Consider the following 21,246-nt stretch of genomic DNA (forward strand, 5'->3'; position numbering starts at 1 on the left):
TATCACTGTGTTTAAAAATTCTTTTAATTATGTAGAAAAGTATGGATGACCAAAAATTATTCATCAATTTACACTTAAAATATTATTTTTAATTAAAAATTTGTTAAAAGTAACATTATTTAGTGTAAAAATTCTCTAAAAATAACACTTTATCATGTATCATTACTTTTCTACAAAATTAAAGAAAAATTCTATATTTTCCTTGGCCACTAATTGTTTTTAATTTTAAAATATCAACTAAAAAGTTACCAGCATCAGCAGATTTAGCTTTAGCAGTTTCGCTATCATTCTCTAATAAATTGCTGGCAGTAATATTGTTTAGTTGAATAGAGTTTCATTTTGTTAATTTAGTTATATTATTTTGATAGATATCTAATTTGATTGTTGAATTATTATTTGAATTTAAAAAATTAAAATCTTTTTGTACTTGCATATTCATTTTTAGATTATCATCTGATTGACATGCAATGAGTGAACTTGTACTAACTGTTGTTAAAATAACTGCTGTCATTAATTTAAATAAAGTTTTCATATTTTTCATATTTTTTTTCTCCTTTTAAATCTAGAAAAATTTTAGTTATTTTTAATATTTTATTAATTCCTGAATTGTAAAATTAAAAAGGACACTTATATAAAAATTAAATTGTGTTAATTCTATAATTAAAAAAAGAAAGGAATTAGCACAATGTATAAGTATCTGACTATTGAATCAATAATAGCAATAAAAGAATATAAAAGTTATGGATTTTCGATTCGTAAAATAGCAAAAGCCATTGATTATAGTAAATCAACTGTACATAGAGTTTGTAGATTATTAAATCAAAACTTATTACCATTAGAAATATTGAATAAAATTCAAAAAAATAAACAAAATGCAGGTAGAAAATTAATAATTTTAACTTTAATAGAAATTAATACTATTAATCATTTGTTAATTACTAAAAATTACTTTAATTTTGTAGAAAAGTAGTGGTATTAGTAAAATTAGCAAAAATATATTTTTATATGGTATTTTTAATATTAAAGAGGTGATTTTAAATGAATAAAAATACAGTAAAAGAAATTTTAAATAATTTGTCTGATAAAGATTTTATTGAGATTTTTAGAGAAAATAAAACTAGAATTAAACAAATTGAGAAAAAAGAAAAATTTGAAGCAGTCGAACAAAAATTCAAAGAGAAAGGGATTCAATGTCCAGATTGTAGTTCTTTTTTGTGTACTAAATATGGTAGTAAAGATTATAAGCAAAGATATAAATGTAAAAGTTGTAATATTACTTTTCATGCTTTTAAAAATCATTATTTTTATTGAAGTCATTTATCTCATGATCAATGAGATTTATTGATACAAATAGCTACTTTAGGTCAATCTGCTTACATTATTTCTCAATTTATTAATACTACAAATAAAACTGCCTGATTTAATCGTCAAAAATTTATGAAATCAACACAATTAGTAAAAACACAAAATCAATTTGTAAAATTAAAAGCTAGAATTGAAATTGACGAAACTTTTATCAAAGAAATTCATAAAGGAAACTTTAAAGATCCAAATGATCCAAGAAAACAATGAATTGAAGAAAATGCTAAAGATTTAAATTGTTGTATTCAAATGGCAATTGATGAAAACCGAAATATCTATGCTCAAACAACAAATACTAAAAGATTAAATAAAAAATGAGTACAAGAAAACTTAACATCGAAACTTATCGAAGAAAATTCAATTATAGTTTGTGATATGCAAGTATTATATGATACAGTAGCTAAACAAACTAAATCCACTATCCAGCAGTTTAAATCAAAAGAAAATAAAGAATTAAATTATAAAAAATTAAGTAATGTCAGTAAAATACAATCAAGTTTAAAAGAATTTATTACTCATTACCATGGCATTGGATTTACCAATATTCAAAATTACCTCAATTTATGGAAATGAAAATATCAACACTACGGATTAACCCCTTATCAAAAATCCAATGTGTTATATTTCAGTTTGTAAAAAAAATAAATCCCAAAATTTAATAAAATCAAATTTTAAGTCAAGTTGATGACTTTTTTTATTTTACCACTACTTTTCTACATAATTAAAAAAAAATTATGCTCTTGATATAATTGCTAATTTTTTAAAGGAAAATAAAATAAAAAGTATTTCAACAAAAACTTTATATAACATGTTTAAAACAAATCGAATGGGTTTTGATGAAAATAACTTATTGAGAAAAGGAAAAAATAAACCTCACAAACAAAAAGAAACTAGGGGCAGAATTAATAATTGTAAGTCTATTCATGAAAGAAATTTAATCATTCCTAATATTAAAAATATAGAAGAATTTGGTCATTTAGAGGGTGATACTATCATTGGTAAAGATCATAAAAGTTCTATTATTACTTTAGCTGATATATGATCAAAAACCACAATTCCTTTAGCAACTAAAAATAATAAATCAGAAAATATTACAAAAAGTATAATAAAATTTATTTCAAAGTTACAAAAAGGAACAGTTAAAACTATTACTTTTGATCGTGGTAAAGAATTTAGTAAATGAAAATTAATCGAAAAAAATTGTAATGTTAAGATTTATTTTGCAGATCCTGGTAAACCTTGTCAAAGAGGTTTAAATGAAAATAATAATGGTATTTTAAGAAGATATTTACCAAAATCTACAGATCTATCTTCATATAAACAAAAAGATTTAAATACTATAGCATTTCAAATTAATTCTACACCCAGAAAATCACTATCTTATAAAAGACCAATAGATTTAATACAATTATTTTAAAAAACTGTCCCATTTATATTTACAATTCAGGATTAATTAAAAATAATTTTCTGATATAAATTATATATTTTTAGCACTTATTAATGATTTTCATAATAATTTTCTTTTGTTAATGTTGTTTTAATAATTTTAAAGTTGAATAAAAAATCTTTAGTGAATAAAAAATAATATTTAAAAAATGTTATTTTTGAATTAAATATTTTATATAAACTTTAAATTGGTTGTTCTGGATTGATTGTAACATCTAATTCATTAGATTTACCATATAAGGTTAATGGAATAGAATAATATAGTTCGTTATTGTTAGCATACATTAAACAATTATTAGCAAATTGATTTTTATTTAATTCTGTTAGAAGCTCATAGAAATTATATGTTTGTCAACCTTTATTAACATTACCTTCTCAATAATATAAATTTCCAGAAAAAGTTGAACTCTTATCTAATTTTAAAGTTAGAATATAGTCAGATTTAGTATTATTTAAAAATATATAATAATCTATATTTACCTTTTTATGAGGTAATACATTTATTTTTTGAGATGGATATTTTAATGTTACTGATTCAGAATTTGTATTTGTGGTACTATAACTAAAGTTAAAATTAAAGGTTGTTTCTTCAAAAGGTATTGATATTTTTTCACTTATACCAACATCATATGTATTAGTAACAGAATAAGTATTTGTTACTTCTTTATCGTATTCTTGTGTACTAAGTTGTTGTTCAAGGTTTGTATTATTTTTAAGTTCTGTTTGTTCAGAAGTTTCAAAGGTCTTAGTTAAATTTCATTATTTTTAATATTAAGTTTCATATTTTCCAATCAATAACCTTTATTTTTCATATGACCCATTACAAGAATATCTAGAAAATTTCATATATTAAAATCAAATTCTTGTCTATAACTTAAAGTAATTTCACCTTTATAGTCACCAGTTCCTTCAATTATAGCACTTGTAGTATTAATAGACCCTTTAATATTAAAATCATTAATAGTTAAAATACTAGCATCATAATTTATGCTTTTGATACCAATTAAAAGTTCCTCTTTGGTTGGAATTAAATTTTTTGCTAAAATTTTAATAAATCCTAGGTTTTGATTTGCTATAAGTAAATTTAAGTCTTTTTTCTCTTGTGTGGTTGTAATATTTATATTTATCGTTTTTTCACCCGTAAAGTTTATAGAAGTACTTAATGCAATTATTTTTATAATTAATTTTCTATTTTTAATATCAGTATCTTGTAGAGGTGTATTATTATTTTTACTAATTTTTACATCGCTTAGTTGTAAATTTGAAAATGTTTTTTTTCTTAATTTATTAATTAATTCAACTTTAAAAACTTTTACATTATTATCAAGTGTTGTAATGTCTAAGTTATCAGATAAACCTTTTAAATCTTTTTTATGTACAGGATATACTGCTCCTCCACAAGCAACTAAACTAATACTTGTTGGTGTTGTAACCATTAAAGATAATATAAATCTTAGCAGTTTTCTCATAATTATTTACCACCTTATCTTTTTCTTATTAAATTTTTTTTATTGTTTAAATTTTGGTAATTTACTAGGATTATCAATTTTTGAGCCAGTAGCAAAATTACTGTGTTCTATTATTTTTTTTTACATTTCATTTTGAAAGATTTTGATTGAATGATCTTGCATTAAAAAACATTTTATTCATATTTGTTACATTAGAAGTATTTCAATTTGAAATATTTTGATTAAATGTTAAAGCATTAGCAAACATTGAATTCATATTTATTACATTTGATGTATTTCAATCTGCAAGACTTTGATTAAATGCAATGGCATTTTGAAAGATAAGACTTAAATCTGTTACTTTTGAAATGTCTCACTTTGAAATATCTTGATTGAAGACAATAGCATCTCAAAACATGTGTTTTAAAGAAGTTATTTCTTTTAATTATGTAGAAAAGTATGGATGACCAAAAATTATTCATCAATTTACACTTAAAATATTATTTTTAATTAAAAATTTGTTAAAAGTAACATTATTTAGTGTAAAAATTCTCTAAAAATAACACTTTATCATGTATCATTACTTTTTTACAAAATTAAAGCTTGAATTTGATCAATGATGTTTTTATAAAATCCAATTTGAACAATTTCTTTGCTATTTACATTTGATAAATCTGTTTCATTAGTTGTTATTTGTTTGCCATCTTTGTCAATGTAAATTGTGTCCTGTTGAGTTTTATTAATTATATGTACATTTTGTTGCGAACTACTATTTAAATTAACATTATTTACATTTCCAACAGTAATTGTAATTGCTAAAATACTTAATGTTGTTAATATTTTTTTCATATTATTAACACCCTCCCTCCTTTATTTTTTGTTATTATAATTTTACATGATTTTAAAAACTAGTTATTTATGTATATATCTTTTCATATATTGTTAAGTGATAGTTTAATATATTTATAACATTATCTGCAACTTTCGATTTAATTTTATTTAAACTTTGGTATACTAAAACATAGTAAATAGTTTATAAGCAAAAGATAGGTGAATAAATAATATTATGAGTATCGATAAAAAATACATTAGAAATTTTTCAATTATTGCCCATATTGATCATGGTAAATCAACTTTGGCTGATCGTATTTTAGAATTAACTAATGCTGTTTCAAAAAGGGAAATGAAATGTCAATTGTTAGATTCACTGTATTTAGAACGTGAACGTGGCATTACAATTAAACTAAATAGTGTACAACTTAAATATCAATCATTAGATGGTCATACTTATTTGCTTCACTTAATTGATACTCCAGGTCATGTTGACTTTACTTATGAAGTATCGCGTAGTTTAGCAGCATGTGAGGGTGCCATTTTAGTAGTTGATGCTGCTCAGGGTATTGAAGCACAAACTTTAGCAAATGTATATTTAGCATTAGATAATGACTTAGAAATTATTCCTGTTATTAATAAAATAGATTTACCAAGTGCTGAACCAGAAAAAGTTAAAGAAGAAATTGAAAAAGTATTGGGTTTACCTGTTGATTATGCGCCTTTAATTTCTGCAAAAACAGGTATTAATATTCGTGATGTTTTAGAAGCAGTTATTAAATATATTCCTTATCCAATTGATGCTGATGATAATGAACCATTACGTGCTTTAATTTTTGATTCATTATATGATAAATATCGTGGAGTGATGGCATTTATTAGAATCAAAACTGGTGTAATTAAAGTTGGCGATAAAATAAGAATGATGTCAACTGGTGCTGAATATGAAATTACTGAATTAGGAGTACGCACACCAAAAGAAGAAAAGAGAGAAATGTTAACAGCTGGTGAAGTTGGTTGAATTAGTGGTGCAATTAAAATAATTAGTGATATTCATGTTGGTGATACGATTACTAGTGTTATTAATCCTGCTGATGCACCATTACCAGGTTATAAAACTTTAAAACCAATGGTTTATTGTGGTTTATATCCAATTGATACTAATAAATATCAAGAATTAAAGGATGCATTATATAAAATTCAATTATCGGATGCCTCATTAATTTTTACTGCTGAAACATCACAAGCATTAGGTTTTGGTTTTCGTTGTGGTTTTTTAGGGTTATTACATATGGATGTTATTCAAGAGCGTTTAGAGCGTGAATATAATTTAGTTTTAATTTCAACAGCTCCTTCTGTAATTTATGAAGTAAATTTAACTAATGGTGAAAAGTTAATAATTGATAATCCAGCAAAATGACCAACTGTGCAGACAATTAAAAGTGTAGAAGAACCATTTGTGCAAGTAACAATAATGACACCAGAACAATATGTTGGTGCATTGATGCAATTATGTCAGGATAAACGTGGAACTTATTTAGATTTAAAATATGCTGATAATTTACGAAGAACTCTTATTTATAATATGCCACTGAATGAAATTGTCATTGATTTTTTTGATAAATTAAAATCAATATCAAAAGGTTATGCCTCATTAGATTATGAGTTAATTGGTTATCAGGAGAGTAAATTAGTGAAAATGGATATTTTATTAGCAGGTAATATTGTTGATGCATTATCTGTTATTGTTCATAAGGATTTTGCTTATGATCGTGGGCGTGTTTTATGTGAAAAATTAAAAAAATTAATTCCAAAACAAAATTTTGAAGTTGCTATTCAGGCTGCTATTAATAATAAAATTATTGCTCGTCAAACTGTGCAAGCAGTTAGAAAAGATGTTATTGCTAAATGTTATGGTGGTGATATTACAAGAAAAAGAAAACTTTTAGAAAAACAAAAAGAAGGAAAGAAAAAAATGAAATCGATTGGTAATGTTGAATTACCACCAGAAGCATTTCGTGCTGTTTTAAAAATAGATGAAGAAAATTAAAAAAGTATAAGTACTTGATTTGTATTTTTCTAAATTGAATTATTTTCATAAAGCATATTTTTAGATTAAAATCAGATTTCTCACAATTTTATGTTAAATATATAGTATTTTTTTTAATTCTGCAATTATTTCCATTTTAATTTTTATGTAATTTTTTTGCATTTCAATATTAATTAAATTCTCTTGAGTTTTTAAATGATTATTTTCTAAATTATTTTTAATTATTGCGTGACACTCAATTTCTCTAGAGTAATTTTTAATCATATTTTTTATGTTATTAATCATTTTATATTCCCCATTTCAAAGTTTTATAAATAATTTATTTATATTTTTGATTATATCATTTTATTTATAATTTTTATAAATAAAATGATATAATTTTCTTTTAATTTTTTAGAAAAGTAATTATACATGATAAAGTGTTATTTTTAGAGAATTTTTACACTAAATAATGTTACTTTTAACAAATTTTTAATTAAAAATAATATTTTAAGTGTAAATTGATGAATAATTTTTGGTCATCCATACTTTTCTACATAATTAAAATAATTTTCTATAATAAATCTAGTATTCATAGAAAAATAAATTAAAAGCAAGTTTAAATAAAATGATATAATAAAAAAACAATTCCCTAAGAAATTGATAAAATTTTAATTTATAATAAGTATATTAATAATAATTACTTAAATGCGGAGTAGGGGGTTATGTGAAAATTTTATTAAAAATAATTGATTGTTTGAACCCAATTTCTATTTTTAAAAGTATTAAAAAGTATATAGAAAATAGAGCTAAGATTGAATCAAAATTAATTGATAAAGAAAAGCAAAGACAACATGAAAAAGATTTACAAGATTCTAGATTTAAACATGAATCACTTGAAAATGAAAAAGACAGAAAATTACAAAAAGAATTAGCTGAAGAAAAAAATAAAAGATTAGGGTTAATATTAGAAAATAAATTAATTATAAATAGACAAAATTATTATTTAAAACATGATAATAATCCTAAATTAGAATTGGAACTTAAAAGAAAACGAATTAAAGGTAAAAAAATAAAGTAATATTGTATTTACAAAAATATGAGGTTAAAATTGATATAATCACTCTATTGAAGGTAATTTTAAGGAGTTTTGATAATGGATTTAAATATCAATAAAAATTTAAAAACAAAAATTTTAAATAATTTTTTAAATTTATTAGCAATTAATTTAGCAGATACTTATTTAGAAACCTTAAAAAAATATAAATCAAAAGATGTAGATGAATTAGTATTAAATTTTTTAGATCAAATAGTTTATTTAGTCGATGAAGAAATTGATATAACAAACGTTAAAAATAGTTCAAAAATATCAAAAATGAATACTAAACAAAAAGAAAAATTTAATAATGCTTTAAGAAAAGATAATAAATATCGAAAAATGTGTTCAGTTCTTAATTTTATATATCGAGTAATAAAAGAAGAAGAAACACAAGAGCAAGTATTCAATAATATATATCATTTTTATGAAAAATTTGATGCTGAAACTTTAGAAATATTTTCTAATGATTATAAAGAAAAAGAAAAATTTGATTTTTTTAAAGAAATAAAATTAAAGTTAAAAAATAGTAATAGTTTTTTATATAAATCAAATTTACAAGCAAATATATAAGTTTAATATATTTATAAAGTATCTTTAAAAACATCTCTAATAAAATATTAGAGATGTTTTATGAATAAACAAAATTATAAAAAATTAAAATGATTTATAATTTTACTATTAAATTTTTCAATAAGTATTACAATTTTTTTAAAAAAAGAACTAACTTAAAATTAGTTATTTTAAATTAGATTATTTATTTTTATATATTCCATCAGTAGTTGTTGCATAAATAGTAAAATTATTAGAATTATAAATCAATTCATTAATTGAATTAAGTTTATTTTCATAGAATAAAGTGAAGTTTTTTTCTTGATAACTTTTTCATATATTACCATCTTTATCACCAACTAAAAGCCCTGTTCCAAAAGTTATTACTGTTGTATTTATTGTTTTTAAAGTTTGCTTATATGGTAAAAATTAGCAATAGTAACAGGTTTATAATAAACTTGTTTACTCTTGTTAGTAACAAAGACTGTTTCTTTATTATCAACAGCAATACTTGTAATACCACCATCTTCTAGTTGCTCAACTAAATTAAAAGGATTACCCCCAATACTTTTAAAAATCATTCCTTCTGTATTACCAGCATAAATTAAGCCATTTTTAGTTGTTTTTAAAACTGTAATGCTACCTGTTGCCCCATCTATTTTTTCTAATTCAGTTGTTGGACTTGAATTAGTATATACCCCTTGATTTGTTCCTATATAAATATTATTTTCTTTGTCAAAAGTCATTGCTAATAATTGATGTGAACTTAAAGTATATTTTTCAGCAAGTTGATCATTTTTAAGAATATAAACTTTTAATTCATTATTTTTTTCATTATAAGTTCCAACGTAAATTGTGCCATTAGCTGTTGTAATTAGTGATTTTATTTTATAATCATAATTAAGTAAATTTATTTCTTCAAAAGATTGACCATTGTCACTTTTATAAACAATACCTTCATTATTAACAGCATAAGTTTGCTCACCCTTAAAAGTTAAACTATTAATTTCACCAGTAGTGCCTGTCATTTTGTTAAAACTAATTTTAGAAACATTGCTTTTATTTAAAAAGTAGTATTTTGATTGCTATTAATTATTTTATTATTTGATAATATCATCCCTAAACTTGTAACAGTGGTAATTAATAATAACAATTGTTTAAATTTCATTTTTATTCCCCCTTTTTTTTAAAAATTAAATTAAGATTTAGCAAAAATACATTATTTTTTGTATTTGTTTTTTGGTAAATCTTAATTTAAGTTTATATTTGCAAAAAATAATATACAATAAAAAATCTAAAAAAATGTGAATTACAATTACACTTTATCAAAATTATATATGTAATATGTATTGTTTGCCTTTATTTATATTGTGATTCTTAGTTAGTTATGGTATTCTATTATGGTATTCTATATTAAAAGATGGTCTTGTAAGTGAGGTGTTTATTATGTTAAATTTAGATTTTGTTGGACCTCACGGCATTACTGATACTTATGGTGGATGATTTCATGTTTATGCATTTGCTATTATGTCAGGTATTTTTGCTTCAATTATTGCTTCTTGAGTAAAATTTAAACGTTATCGTGTTCCTACTGATTCTTTAGCATGATCAATAATATTTATTATTCCTGCTTCATTATTTGGTGCTAGTTTTCTTGGCAAGGATGATCCTGATAAGTCAATTAGTTTTTTTGAAAAATTTGCATTTTGAAAACCAGGGATGTCTATTCATGGTGGTGTTTTATTTGGCATTATTGCTGGTGCAATTATTTTTTACTTTGTTGGTCGTAAGTATAAAATATCATTATGAATATATGGCGATTTAATTATTCCTAATATTTTATTAGGACAGGTATTAGGACGTTGAGGCAATTTCTTTAATCATGAATTACTTGGTAATGTTGTAAGTTATGATTCATTATCATGATTACCTGCTTTTATTCGTGATAATTGTTTTAAATTAATTGGTGAACCAAGTGGTAATCCCGAAACGATTAATGGTGAAATTGTTTATCGTGCACCAATATTTCTTTATGAATCAATTGCTAATTTAGGGTTATGATTAGTGATTACACTTGTTGTTCCAAATCTTGGTAAATGATTTGGTAAAAAGCCATGAAAAGTAGAGCCAGATAAGTTTCAATTTGATTTTAAAGATAATTTTAAATACTGAGGAAAAATAACTTTTAATCCAAAATATTGAAATAAAGTAAATCGTGACCCAAAGCATTTGACTTGAACTAAAATGTGAAATGAAGTTTACTATTATAATCAAGTACCAAAAAATGTAGTAAATAAAGCATTATCAGAAGTCAAACCTTCTGGTAAGAAAATTAATGATTATATAAATAAAAGCAAAAAACTTTATGAAATAAATAATCCACATCATTATCGAATGATGCATGCAGGTGTTCAAATGGGACTTTACTTTTTTGGATGAAATTTAATTAGATTTATTTTAGAGTTACAGCGCCCACCAGAAGATTTATTTTTAATTAATCGTCCAATCCTTGATTATACAATTTTATTATTGATTACTTTCTTTGGTCTGTTTCTAGCAATATTTGCACAATTTGTTGCAGCAAAATATTTACGTAGCGAAGGATGAACATATGAAAAAGAATATTAATAATATTCTTTTTTATTATTAAAATAATTATTATAACAGAAAATAAGCTATTAAATAGATAATATTAATTAGATTTGGTGTTTTTGTTATAATATTTATATACTAATGTATGAGGTGAAGTTAGTGTTAGCAGTAGTAAGTGATGATAGTAGTACTAATACCATTAAGTTTTTAGGTTTTGAGATTCCAATTACTACTTTTTTATATTCAATGGGTGGGTTAGCACTTTTGATTTTTCTGTTATTATTATCAATTTTATTAATAATGTATTTACGCAAAAGGATTTCTATTAAAGGATACTTAAGTTTAGAAGAAAAAGATTATCAATTTGAAGATAAAATTTTGGAAATTGAACATGAAATTGCCAAATTACAAAGAAAATTTTATTCAAGTAAATATATTTCTAAAAAGACAAAAAAATATTTTAACTAATTAAATGTAGGTGATGTATATGTCTAAAATAAAATTTAAATTATTTGATAAATTTTTTTCACAAAAAAATAGGTTATCAGATAAAGAAAGTTATCAAAAATCAACTAATAATAACACTTATTTTAGCAATGTTGTACCACCAATTAATAAAAATAAAGAAAATATTCATAATTCTGATTTTAATGAAAACGATTATAATGAAAAAAATTATGATGGTAAAAATATACAAGTTACTAGTTCTTATATAATACCTTTACAAGAAAAAAAGACAGTGCCGATCAATGAAAACTTTACTAAAGAAAAAGATATGTATTATGATCAACCACAAACATTTAATACTATGGAAATAGTTAGTTATAAAAATAGTTTTAAAATTCCAAAACCAATTAGCAGAGAAATTAAATCAGAGAAGCTAAAACAATTGATTTTATTATTTATTGGTGTTATGACATTAATTATTGCTTCAACTTTTATTGGTTTATATTTTGGTATGATTAACATAAAAATTATTCCTCATCCTGTAATTACTATTCCATTAGCGATTATTGCTCTTACTATTATTTTAATTAATATTATTGAATTTGTGACATTAAGAAGAGAAGTGGATTTATATATTGAAAGAACACTAAAAGGGTCACTATTACCTCCTAATTTTATAATTAGAAATTATCGTAAAATTCATGCTAACTTGATAATTATTAATTGAATAAGTATTAGTAGTTATATTGTTCTTGGTATTATTATTGGCATTATGTTTTTGATTAGTGGTCAGAAATTAACTTTTATTATTCAAAAATGAACAGTTAATGTTCCTGATATTATTAAAGATGCAATAACTTTAACAATTATTTTAGGTGTTATTTTCTTTATTCATATGATTAATATTGTTATTTTTAAATTTCGTAAACGTAATATTATAAGTTATTATGGCTATGAAATTATTAATCCACAAGAGTTAAATCAATACAAAAAAAAGATAAATAGAATATGTATGATTATTACTATTGGTTTTACTGCTTTAATATTTTTTGCAATTGTTATTCCAATATTTGTATTAAAAAGACGAAAGAAAAAGTAATTATTAAAAAATTAAGAAACATTATTTAATAAACTTAATTTATGAAAAAATATATTGATTATATTTTTTTGAAAGTTTAGTATATAAACTATAAACTTAAAATAAATTTTTTAACCTATTTTTATTTGAAATAATAGGTTTTATTAAAATTTATGTTGAAAATATAGACAAAGATAGTACATTTAAAAAAATCTTTAGAAATAAATTTAATAAAATCCTTTTGCTATTGACTTGAGTACTATTGTCGACTATATGAATATTACTTGTGATTTAGAACATATTTTAAATTATACTAAAAATTGATTCAAATTTAATGTCAGATATTAACCAGAAATTAAGTTAAATATACAATAAAATTATTTATATAACTAATTTTATTGTATATTTTAAAAATTAGTTTAATATATATATATATATATACTTAAAATTAAGAAAAAGTTATTAGAAAATTGAAAATAGAGATTTTATAAAAAATATATTTAATACATTACAACAAAAATTTATTTATATTAACAAAAATAGAGAAGAAATATAAACTAATTAAGTAATTTATTAGAATAAAATATTATAAAAATCACCAAAAAAGCAAAACCAATAGTAATCATACATATTCTATTTATCTTTTTTTTGTATTGATTTAACTCTTGTGGATTAATAATTTCATAGCCATAATAACTTATAATATTATGTTTACGAAATTTAAAAATAGTAATATTATTCAGTAAAAAAGAAAAAAATATAATAAAAAATCAAATAATAATTAAATAACAAAAATAAGTAATAGAATAATTTCAAAAATGAGAATTTTTATTAAAAATGCTGTTTTAATACTTAAGAAATTTAAAATGATTATTGAAAAATATCGAAATCGCAAAAAGAAATTTGTTTTATGAATCAACTTAATTGAAATTTATAAGAATCTATCTTTCATTTATATATAATTTTTTTGTTTTTTAATTTCATTATTTCTATATTTTAGTGCTTACAAGAAAGTATAATTAAAATAATTTCTATACTTTTTGATTACTAAAATAAATTATTATTTTGAGAATACAAACATTTGGAAATAATACCCATTTATGTACTATTAAATAGTATTTAAAAGGATTGATAGTTGCTAATGTTAAGATATTTAGTTATATTTTTTCTTTATTTATAAAATATAAAGTATGTTATCTTTATCAGTAGAACTTATAGCAGTAACTTGAATAATTTTATGAAATGTATTTAAGATGATATAGTATTTTAAATATAGTTTAATTAAGGATTTTGATTTAATTAAAATAAATAGTGGATAAAATTAAATTTATCAAGAAGCTATAAAATTATATGAACATTTACTACTAAAAGTAAGGAGATATAATTACTTAATATATACAGATGAATTTACAAAATAGATATTATTTTTATATCAAATAGTAAAAAAATATTTTATCTTATTAAATAATACTAATTACTTATAAATGAATTAAATAATTTCCTAAATTAGAAATTTAAAAGCATAATAAATTTATTAAATATATAAATCAATATATCATATTTTGCAATTATGATAATTATGAATGATATAAAAGAATACATTCTAAATTTTAAAAATTACCAATATCATACAAATTAAAACTTATAAAAATTATCCAGTAATTAAAACGAATCACACATTATTTTTAAATATTTAACTAAAATTAAGTGTTAGGAGGTATCAAAAATGAAATATTTTAGTCCAAGTTATTGAATTAAATTGTGAGTTTTAAGCGCTCAACTTTTTACTTCTGAAAATCAAGGTATTGATGATAAGTTAACCTTTAATACAAATATTAAAGATTGAACTAGTGAAAATGCTACTTATATATCATTAATAGAAAATCAAGAATCAAATTTTAAAGTATGAGAAAAAAATTTAACTCTAAAAATACAAAAAAATATAAATATATTAAATCAATCACTTAATAGAGAAAAAATTTTATCATTTACCATTGAAGAAATTTCATGAATTAAACCATGACAAATTCAAAAAATTACTCCTAAACAGATTTCATGATTTACACAACAGCAAATTTTGTGATTTACACCTTGACAAATTAAATGATTTTCCAAACCTCAACTTCAAGCGTTTACAGAAAATCAAATTCAAGCATTTGTAGATATTCAGATTCAAGCATTTACAAAAGAACAAATTCAATCATTTACATCCGATCAAATTTCATGATTTAAATCTACACAAGTTTTGTGATTTACACCTTGACAAATTAAATGATTTTCCAAACCTCAACTTCAAGCGTTTACAGAAAATCAAATTCAAGCATTTGTAGATATTCAGATTCAAGCATTTACAAAAGAACAAATTCAATCATTTACATCCGATCAAATTTCATGATTTAAATCTACACAAGTTTTGTGATTTACACCTTGACAAATTAAATGATTTTCCAAACCTCAACTTCAAGCGTTTACAGAAAATCAAATTCAAGCATTTGTAGATATTCAGATTCAAGCATTTACAAAAGAACAAATTCAATCATTTACATCCGATCAAATTTCATGATTTAAATCTACACAAGTTTTGTGATTTACATCTTCGCAAATTCAATCTTTTTTGCCAGAACAAATTCAATTTTTTAATGATAATCAGGTTAAAATATTTACTTCTGAACAGATTTCATGATTTACTGAAGAACAAATTCAAGCATTTACGCTTCTTCAAATTTCGTGATTTGCAAAACAGCAAATTTCATTTTTTACATTTGAACAGATTCATTTTTTTACAAAAGATCAAATTCAATCATTTACATCCGATCAAATTTCATGATTTAAATCTACACAAGTTTTGTGATTTACATCTTCGCAAATTCAATCACTTACACCTTGACAAATTCAAAGCTTTATCAAAGAACAGTTTGAAGCATTTACATCACATCAAGTTCCATGATTTAAACGAATACAAACTATATGATTTGTTCCTGAACAAGTTCAAATACTTATACCTAAGCAAATTCAAGCGTTTACAATTGAACAAATTAATTGAATTCATAGAGTTCAGATTCAAGTATTTACTGAGGTTCAGATTCAAGCATTGACATTGAAACAAATTTCATGATTTACATCTTGACAAATTCAAGCATTTGGTGAACAACAAATTCAAAGCTTTATCAAAAATCAAATTTCATGATTTACTCCTGAACAAATTTTATTTTTTACTTCTGAACAGATTTCATGATTTAGTTCTGAACAGATTTCGTGATTTACTGAACAACAAGTTAGAATGCTAACCAAGCAACAAATTCAGTCATTGACAGAAAACCAAATTAAAGCATTTACTGAACAACAAATTCCAGTATTTACACCTTTCCAAATTTCATGATTTACAAAAGAGCAAATTAATCATTTCTAATTTGACAAATTCAGGAATTTACTGAAGAACAAATTTTATCATTTACTCCTGAACAAATTTTATCGTTTACTGAACAACAGATTTCTTGATTTACATCACAGCAAATTTCATCATTCATACCTAAACAAATTCAGTCTTTTACGCCTTGACAAATTTCATCATTTACCAAAGAACAAATTCAATCATTTCTAATTTGACAAATTCAGGCATTTACAAAAGAACAGATTTCATTTTTTACAATAGGGCAAACTTCATTTTTACAGCAGAACAAACATCATGATTTAATGGAACTCAGAATAAATTAAATAATCTTTATAAGATTCAATTTAATAAACTATAATTATTTTTCTTGACAAGAAAAGGTGATAATTAAAATCACCTTTTTTAAATCTTATGAAGTTTTTCAATAATTTGTGTAACTTGTTTTACAAGGTATAGAATATGATTTTTCTCTTTATGTATAATTAAAATCTTATCATATAAATGTTGAGAAAAATTTATTTACGTATTTTTTCCCAACATTTTTAATTCAAATATAATATTATTGTTTTAAATTTGATAACCTGAATTGTAAATATAAATGGGACAGTTTTTTAAAATAATTGTATTAAATCTATTGGTCTTTTATAAGATAGTGATTTTCTGGGTGTAGAATTAATTTGAAATGCTATAGTATTTAAATCTTTTTGTTTATATGAAGATAGATCTGTAGATTTTGGTAAATATCTTCTTAAAATACCATTATTATTTTCATTTAAACCTCTTTGACAAGGTTTACCAGGATCTGCAAAATAAATCTTAACATTACAATTTTTTTCGATTAATTTTCATTTACTAAATTCTTTACCACGATCAAAAGTAATAGTTTTAACTGTTCCTTTTTGTAACTTTGAAATAAATTTTATTATACTTTTTGTAATATTTTCTGATTTATTATTTTTAGTTGCTAAAGGAATTGTGGTTTTTGATCATATATCAGCTAAAGTAATAATAGAACTTTTATGATCTTTACCAATGATAGTATCACCCTCTAAATGACCAAATTCTTCTATATTTTTAATATTAGGAATGATTAAATTTCTTTCATGAATAGACTTACAATTATTAATTCTGCCCCTAGTTTCTTTTTGTTTGTGAGGTTTATTTTTTCCTTTTCTCAATAAGTTATTTTCATCAAAACCCATTCGATTTGTTTTAAACATGTTATATAAAGTTTTTGTTGACCTGAATTGTAAAATTAAAAAGGACACTTATATAAAAATTAAATTGTGTTAATTCTATAATTAAGAAAAGAAAGGAATTAGCACAATGTATAAGTATCTGACTATTGAATCAATAATAGCAATAAAAGAATATAAAAGTTATGGATTTTCGATTCGTAAAATAGCAAAAGCCATTGATTATAGTAAATCAACTGTACATAGAGTTTGTAGATTATTAAATCAAAACTTATTACCATTAGAAATATTGAATAAAATTCAAAAAAATAAACAAAATGCAGGTAGAAAATTAATAATTTTAACTTTAATAGAAATTAATACTATTAATCATTTGTTAATTACTAAAAATTATGCTCTTGATATAATTGCTAATTTTTAAAGGAAAATAAAATAAAAAGTATTTCAACAAAAACTTTATATAACATGTTTAAAACAAATCGAATGGGTTTTGATGAAAATAACTTATTGAGAAAAGGAAAAAATAAACCTCACAAACAAAAAGAAACTAGGGGCAGAATTAATAATTGTAAGTCTATTCATGAAAGAAATTTAATCATTCCTAATATTAAAAATATAGAAGAATTTGGTCATTTAGAGGGTGATACTATCATTGGTAAAGATCATAAAAGTTCTATTATTACTTTAGCTGATATATGATCAAAAACCACAATTCCTTTAGCAACTAAAAATAATAAATCAGAAAATATTACAAAAAGTATAATAAAATTTATTTCAAAGTTACAAAAAGGAACAGTTAAAACTATTACTTTTGATCGTGGTAAAGAATTTAGTAAATGAAAATTAATCGAAAAAAATTGTAATGTTAAGATTTATTTTGCAGATCCTGGTAAACCTTGTCAAAGAGGTTTAAATGAAAATAATAATGGTATTTTAAGAAGATATTTACCAAAATCTACAGATCTATCTTCATATAAACAAAAAGATTTAAATACTATAGCATTTCAAATTAATTCTACACCCAGAAAATCACTATCTTATAAAAGACCAATAGATTTAATACAATTATTTTAAAAAACTGTCCCATTTATATTTACAATTCAGGTTTTATAAAATATAGTCTATAAAATATTTTTATGAATAGTATTTTTTACATTAGATTGATTATCAATTATTACCCATTCATCTTCTTTGTTTATTTCTGATTTAGCATCATTTAGCATATCATATTGTTCTTCAACATTTTTGCTATTGTTATTATCTAAAATTATTTGATTAATTTTAGTTGCATCATCTAATATCATATTATATTCACATTTACTTATATTACTTGATTGGTTTGTTAGATTCTTTGAGTTTAATGTAGTTTTCTTTTCATCATTTTTTTGTATTACTTTTATATTTAATTCTTGTTTTTTATTTTTATAAAAATTTCATGAATAGTAACCAATTCCACCAGCAAGACACACTAGTCCCACCGTAAGAGGATTATTTGGAAGTATTGATTGTAATAAATTAGAAAGTATTTCAGAATTAATTTCGCTCTCATTTGTGTTTAAAAATTTCATTTTTATGTTCCTTTCAAATCAAAATAAAAACCTATTTATTTACAAAAATAAATAGGATAAAAACTTATATTAAATTTTTACTAAATAAATATAGCATAATTTATATATTAATTGTTAATAAGTTATTTAAAATTTTTATAAAAAAGCATATATCCAAAAAAATATTGACTTTCGCGTTAAAGTTATATATATTACAAAATAGTATTTGAATAAAGCTAATAAATTATATATAGAGGAAGATATAAGATGCCATCAAAATTAGTAATCATGGAATCTCCAGTTAAAAGTAAAGCAGTACAATCATATTTAGGTAATGATTATTTAGTGTTATCTTCGGATGGACACATTCGTAATTTAGCAATTAAAGGTCAATATGGTTTGGGAATTGATTTAGAAACTTTTGAACCAATTTACAAAATTGATCGCAAAAAAATGCCAAAGGTAAAAGAATTAAAAAGTAAATTAAAAAGTATTACTCATGTTTATCTAGCAACCGATCATGATCGTGAAGGAGAAGCAATTGCTTATCATTTAGATCAAGTATTAGCAACAAGTAATATATCATCACGAATAACTTTTAATGAAATTACTAAAGATGCAATTTTAACAGCATTTAAATCTCCACATAGTATTGATTTACCATTAGTTCGTAGTCAAGAAGCAAGAAGAATAGTTGATCGTATCATTGGTTTTCGCTTAAGTAATTTATTACAAAAGAAGATCGGTTCACGTAGTGCAGGGAGAGTACAATCAGTAGCATTAAAATTAATAGCAACAAGAGAACGTGAAATTACTAATTTTATTAGTAAAGAATTTTGAACAATTAATAGTACTTATCAAAAAAAAATAATATTAAATTGTGAAAAATATAAAGAAGAACTGTTAGTTATTAATAATGAACAAGAAGCAGTTGCTATTAAAAATGCATTAAGTGATAGTTATCAAGTAATTTCTGTTACTGAACAAAATCGTAAGCGTAATTCATTAAATCCATTTACTACTAGTAGTTTATTACAAGCAGCATCAACACAATTAAATTTTAGTACTGCTAAAACAACGCTTATTGCTCAGCAATTGTATGAAGGAATTGATGTTAATGGAACACTTACTGGATTTATTAGTTATCCTCGTACTGATTCAATACGTTTAAATGATAAATTTATTGAAAATGCCAAAACATTAATTGTTAATGAATATGGTGAACAATATCTTGGGCAGAAGAAAGAACAGACTAATAAAAAAAATGTGCAAGATGCTCATGAAGCAATCAGACCAACTGATTTAACAATGAATAATAAACGTGCTATTGATTTTTTAAATAAAGATCAATTAAAACTTTATAATTTAATTTATTTTCGTGCCCTTAGTTCATTAATGGCACCAGCACAATTAATTAGTACTACTGTTTTATTTAAAAATAATGATTATCAATTTCGTTTAACAGGACAACAAATCAAGTTTAAAGGATTTTTAATGCTTGATGTAGAAAGTCTTGAAAATGAAGAACTTTTAGTTTTACCAAAATTTGAAAAAAATCAAATTATTAAAGTTGAGTCAGTAAATTTACAGCAACACTTTACTAAACCAAAACCAAGATACACAGAAGCTAAATTAATTAAAACATTAGAAGAACTAGGAATTGGTCGACCATCAACTTATAATCCAATTATGAACACTATTAAAGAACGCGGTTATGTTATTATTGAAAATAAGTCTTTTAAAGCTACTGAGAAAGGTCTTTTAACTAATGATAAACTTCAAGAGTTTTTTTATGATATTATTAATGAGACATATACTTCACAAGTTGAAACTCAATTAGATCAAATTGCTCATGGTAATTTTGATATGCATCAAGTGGTAAAAGACTTTTGAGTTAAGTTTGAGCCAAGGATTGATGATGCTTTTGATAAAATGACTGAGTTTAAAATTAAACCAGTTTTATTAGATCAAGATTGTCCACTTTGTGGTGCCCCACTTGTGCAAAGAACAGGAAGATATGGTAAATTTAACGGTTGTTCAGCATTTCCAAAATGTCGATATATTCAAAAACAATTAGAAAAAATTAAACCTTGTTTAGTATGTACAGATGGTTGAATGGTTGTTAAATCTTCAAAACAAAATCGAAAATTTTTAGGATGTACTAATTATCCAAATTGTAAACATGTTGAAAAGTATCAAGAAATAGCTTCTGATAAAGAAGTAAAGTAGGT

General features: G+C 22.6%; 19 protein-coding genes and 4 pseudogenes. 14 read left to right on the forward strand and 9 right to left on the reverse strand.

What is annotated here, in order from left to right:
- Window positions 1-7: 7 nt before the first annotated feature.
- Entirely contained in the window at window positions 8-139 is a 132-nt protein-coding gene (locus AAHH39_RS04975; RefSeq protein ID WP_342219069.1) for a hypothetical protein, read from the forward strand.
- Between the two features lie 39 nt (window positions 140-178).
- Here AAHH39_RS04975 and AAHH39_RS04980 read toward each other — a convergent pair whose 3' ends face one another.
- Window positions 179-541, reverse strand: coding sequence for a hypothetical protein (locus AAHH39_RS04980; protein WP_342219070.1), 363 nt, complete (start codon window positions 539-541; stop codon window positions 179-181).
- A gap of 144 nt (window positions 542-685) precedes the next feature.
- On the opposite strand from AAHH39_RS04980, the pseudogene AAHH39_RS04985 reads away from it, so the two are divergent.
- From AAHH39_RS04985 to AAHH39_RS04995, 3 genes and pseudogenes are all read left to right on the forward strand, one after another.
- Window positions 686-949: pseudogene (locus tag AAHH39_RS04985) on the forward strand (helix-turn-helix domain-containing protein); the annotation flags it as partial.
- An 89-nt stretch (window positions 950-1,038) separates the two neighbouring features.
- Window positions 1,039-1,998 carry a transposase-like zinc-binding domain-containing protein gene (locus AAHH39_RS04990; RefSeq protein ID WP_342217913.1) on the forward strand — a complete coding sequence of 320 codons (960 nt, stop codon included), beginning with the start codon at window positions 1,039-1,041 and terminating at the stop codon, window positions 1,996-1,998.
- 85 nt (window positions 1,999-2,083) lie between these two features.
- A pseudogene (locus AAHH39_RS04995) lies at window positions 2,084-2,779 on the forward strand (IS30 family transposase); the annotation flags it as partial.
- 212 nt (window positions 2,780-2,991) lie between these two features.
- Here the strand turns inward: AAHH39_RS04995 and AAHH39_RS13320 are convergent.
- The 3 genes from AAHH39_RS13320 to AAHH39_RS13325 all read right to left on the reverse strand — a co-directional run bounded on the left by AAHH39_RS13320 (window position 2,992) and on the right by AAHH39_RS13325 (window position 4,674).
- Window positions 2,992-3,561, reverse strand: a complete 570-nt coding sequence (locus tag AAHH39_RS13320) for an ETX/MTX2 family pore-forming toxin (RefSeq protein ID WP_425288918.1) — start codon at window positions 3,559-3,561, stop codon at window positions 2,992-2,994.
- Window positions 3,558-4,277 (reverse strand): hypothetical protein, encoded by a 720-nt coding sequence (locus tag AAHH39_RS05000; RefSeq protein WP_342219072.1) that lies wholly within the window; start codon window positions 4,275-4,277, stop codon window positions 3,558-3,560. Before AAHH39_RS05000 ends, AAHH39_RS13320 begins: the two co-directional genes overlap by 4 nt.
- Before the next feature lie 97 nt (window positions 4,278-4,374).
- Window positions 4,375-4,674 (reverse strand): BspA family leucine-rich repeat surface protein, encoded by a 300-nt coding sequence (locus tag AAHH39_RS13325; RefSeq protein ID WP_425288913.1) that lies wholly within the window; start codon window positions 4,672-4,674, stop codon window positions 4,375-4,377.
- Between AAHH39_RS13325 and AAHH39_RS05005 the strand changes: the two genes are divergently transcribed.
- The gene (locus tag AAHH39_RS05005) at window positions 4,673-4,813 is read left to right on the forward strand and encodes a hypothetical protein (protein ID WP_342219073.1); all 141 of its coding nucleotides are present in this window, start codon (window positions 4,673-4,675) and stop codon (window positions 4,811-4,813) included. The genes AAHH39_RS13325 and AAHH39_RS05005 overlap by 2 nt on opposite strands.
- A gap of 31 nt (window positions 4,814-4,844) precedes the next feature.
- Here the strand turns inward: AAHH39_RS05005 and AAHH39_RS05010 are convergent, their stop codons facing one another.
- Window positions 4,845-5,105, reverse strand: a complete 261-nt coding sequence (locus tag AAHH39_RS05010; protein ID WP_342219074.1) for a hypothetical protein — start codon at window positions 5,103-5,105, stop codon at window positions 4,845-4,847.
- 223 nt (window positions 5,106-5,328) lie between these two features.
- On the opposite strand from AAHH39_RS05010, the gene lepA reads away from it, so the two are divergent.
- Window positions 5,329-7,137 carry a translation elongation factor 4 gene (gene lepA / locus AAHH39_RS05015; protein WP_425288919.1) on the forward strand — a complete coding sequence of 603 codons (1,809 nt, stop codon included), beginning with the start codon at window positions 5,329-5,331 and terminating at the stop codon, window positions 7,135-7,137.
- A 428-nt stretch (window positions 7,138-7,565) separates the two neighbouring features.
- Here lepA and AAHH39_RS05020 read toward each other — a convergent pair whose 3' ends face one another.
- Window positions 7,566-7,712: a hypothetical protein gene (locus AAHH39_RS05020; RefSeq protein ID WP_342219076.1), complete on the reverse strand. Its 147-nt coding sequence runs from the start codon at window positions 7,710-7,712 to the stop codon at window positions 7,566-7,568.
- A gap of 131 nt (window positions 7,713-7,843) precedes the next feature.
- Between AAHH39_RS05020 and AAHH39_RS05025 the strand changes: the two genes are divergently transcribed.
- Together AAHH39_RS05025 and AAHH39_RS05030 are read left to right on the forward strand one after the other, a co-directional pair.
- Complete coding sequence (locus tag AAHH39_RS05025) at window positions 7,844-8,197, forward strand: hypothetical protein (protein WP_342219077.1); 354 nt, start codon at window positions 7,844-7,846, stop codon at window positions 8,195-8,197.
- Window positions 8,198-8,272: 75 nt separating this feature from the next.
- The gene (locus tag AAHH39_RS05030) at window positions 8,273-8,785 is read left to right on the forward strand and encodes a hypothetical protein (RefSeq protein ID WP_342219078.1); all 513 of its coding nucleotides are present in this window, start codon (window positions 8,273-8,275) and stop codon (window positions 8,783-8,785) included.
- 383 nt (window positions 8,786-9,168) lie between these two features.
- On the opposite strand, the gene AAHH39_RS05035 is transcribed toward AAHH39_RS05030, so the two are convergent.
- A complete protein-coding gene (locus AAHH39_RS05035; RefSeq protein ID WP_342219079.1) occupies window positions 9,169-9,792 on the reverse strand; it encodes a hypothetical protein in 624 nt (207 codons plus the stop codon).
- Window positions 9,793-10,210: 418 nt separating this feature from the next.
- Here AAHH39_RS05035 and AAHH39_RS05040 point away from each other — a divergent pair, with 418 nt between their 5' ends.
- The 4 genes from AAHH39_RS05040 (at window position 10,211) to AAHH39_RS05055 (ending at window position 16,290) form a co-directional block, all read left to right on the forward strand.
- Entirely contained in the window at window positions 10,211-11,392 is a 1,182-nt protein-coding gene (locus AAHH39_RS05040) for a prolipoprotein diacylglyceryl transferase (RefSeq protein ID WP_342219080.1), read from the forward strand.
- 123 nt (window positions 11,393-11,515) lie between these two features.
- Window positions 11,516-11,824: a hypothetical protein gene (locus AAHH39_RS05045; RefSeq protein ID WP_342219081.1), complete on the forward strand. Its 309-nt coding sequence runs from the start codon at window positions 11,516-11,518 to the stop codon at window positions 11,822-11,824.
- Between the two features lie 19 nt (window positions 11,825-11,843).
- Complete coding sequence (locus AAHH39_RS05050) at window positions 11,844-12,902, forward strand: MSC_0882 family membrane protein (protein WP_342219082.1); 1,059 nt, start codon at window positions 11,844-11,846, stop codon at window positions 12,900-12,902.
- Between the two features lie 1,705 nt (window positions 12,903-14,607).
- A complete protein-coding gene (locus AAHH39_RS05055; protein ID WP_342219083.1) occupies window positions 14,608-16,290 on the forward strand; it encodes a hypothetical protein in 1,683 nt (560 codons plus the stop codon).
- A 593-nt stretch (window positions 16,291-16,883) separates the two neighbouring features.
- Here AAHH39_RS05055 and AAHH39_RS05060 read toward each other — a convergent pair.
- Window positions 16,884-17,513, reverse strand: a pseudogene (locus tag AAHH39_RS05060) (IS30 family transposase); the annotation flags it as partial.
- A gap of 85 nt (window positions 17,514-17,598) precedes the next feature.
- Here AAHH39_RS05060 and AAHH39_RS05070 point away from each other — a divergent pair.
- A pseudogene (locus tag AAHH39_RS05070) lies at window positions 17,599-18,542 on the forward strand (IS30 family transposase).
- A gap of 47 nt (window positions 18,543-18,589) precedes the next feature.
- On the opposite strand, the gene AAHH39_RS05075 reads toward AAHH39_RS05070, so the two are convergent.
- On the reverse strand, window positions 18,590-19,036 hold the full coding sequence (locus AAHH39_RS05075) for a hypothetical protein (protein ID WP_342219086.1): 447 nt from the start codon (window positions 19,034-19,036) through the stop codon (window positions 18,590-18,592).
- 246 nt (window positions 19,037-19,282) lie between these two features.
- On the opposite strand from AAHH39_RS05075, the gene topA reads away from it, so the two are divergent.
- Window positions 19,283-21,244 carry a type I DNA topoisomerase gene (gene topA, locus AAHH39_RS05080; protein WP_342219087.1) on the forward strand — a complete coding sequence of 654 codons (1,962 nt, stop codon included), beginning with the start codon at window positions 19,283-19,285 and terminating at the stop codon, window positions 21,242-21,244.
- The last annotated feature ends 2 nt before the right edge of the window (window positions 21,245-21,246 follow it).

It is taken from the genome of Spiroplasma endosymbiont of Amphimallon solstitiale, from assembly GCF_964030965.1.
Classification (GTDB): domain Bacteria; phylum Bacillota_I; class Bacilli_A; order Mycoplasmatales; family VBWQ01; genus Spiroplasma_E.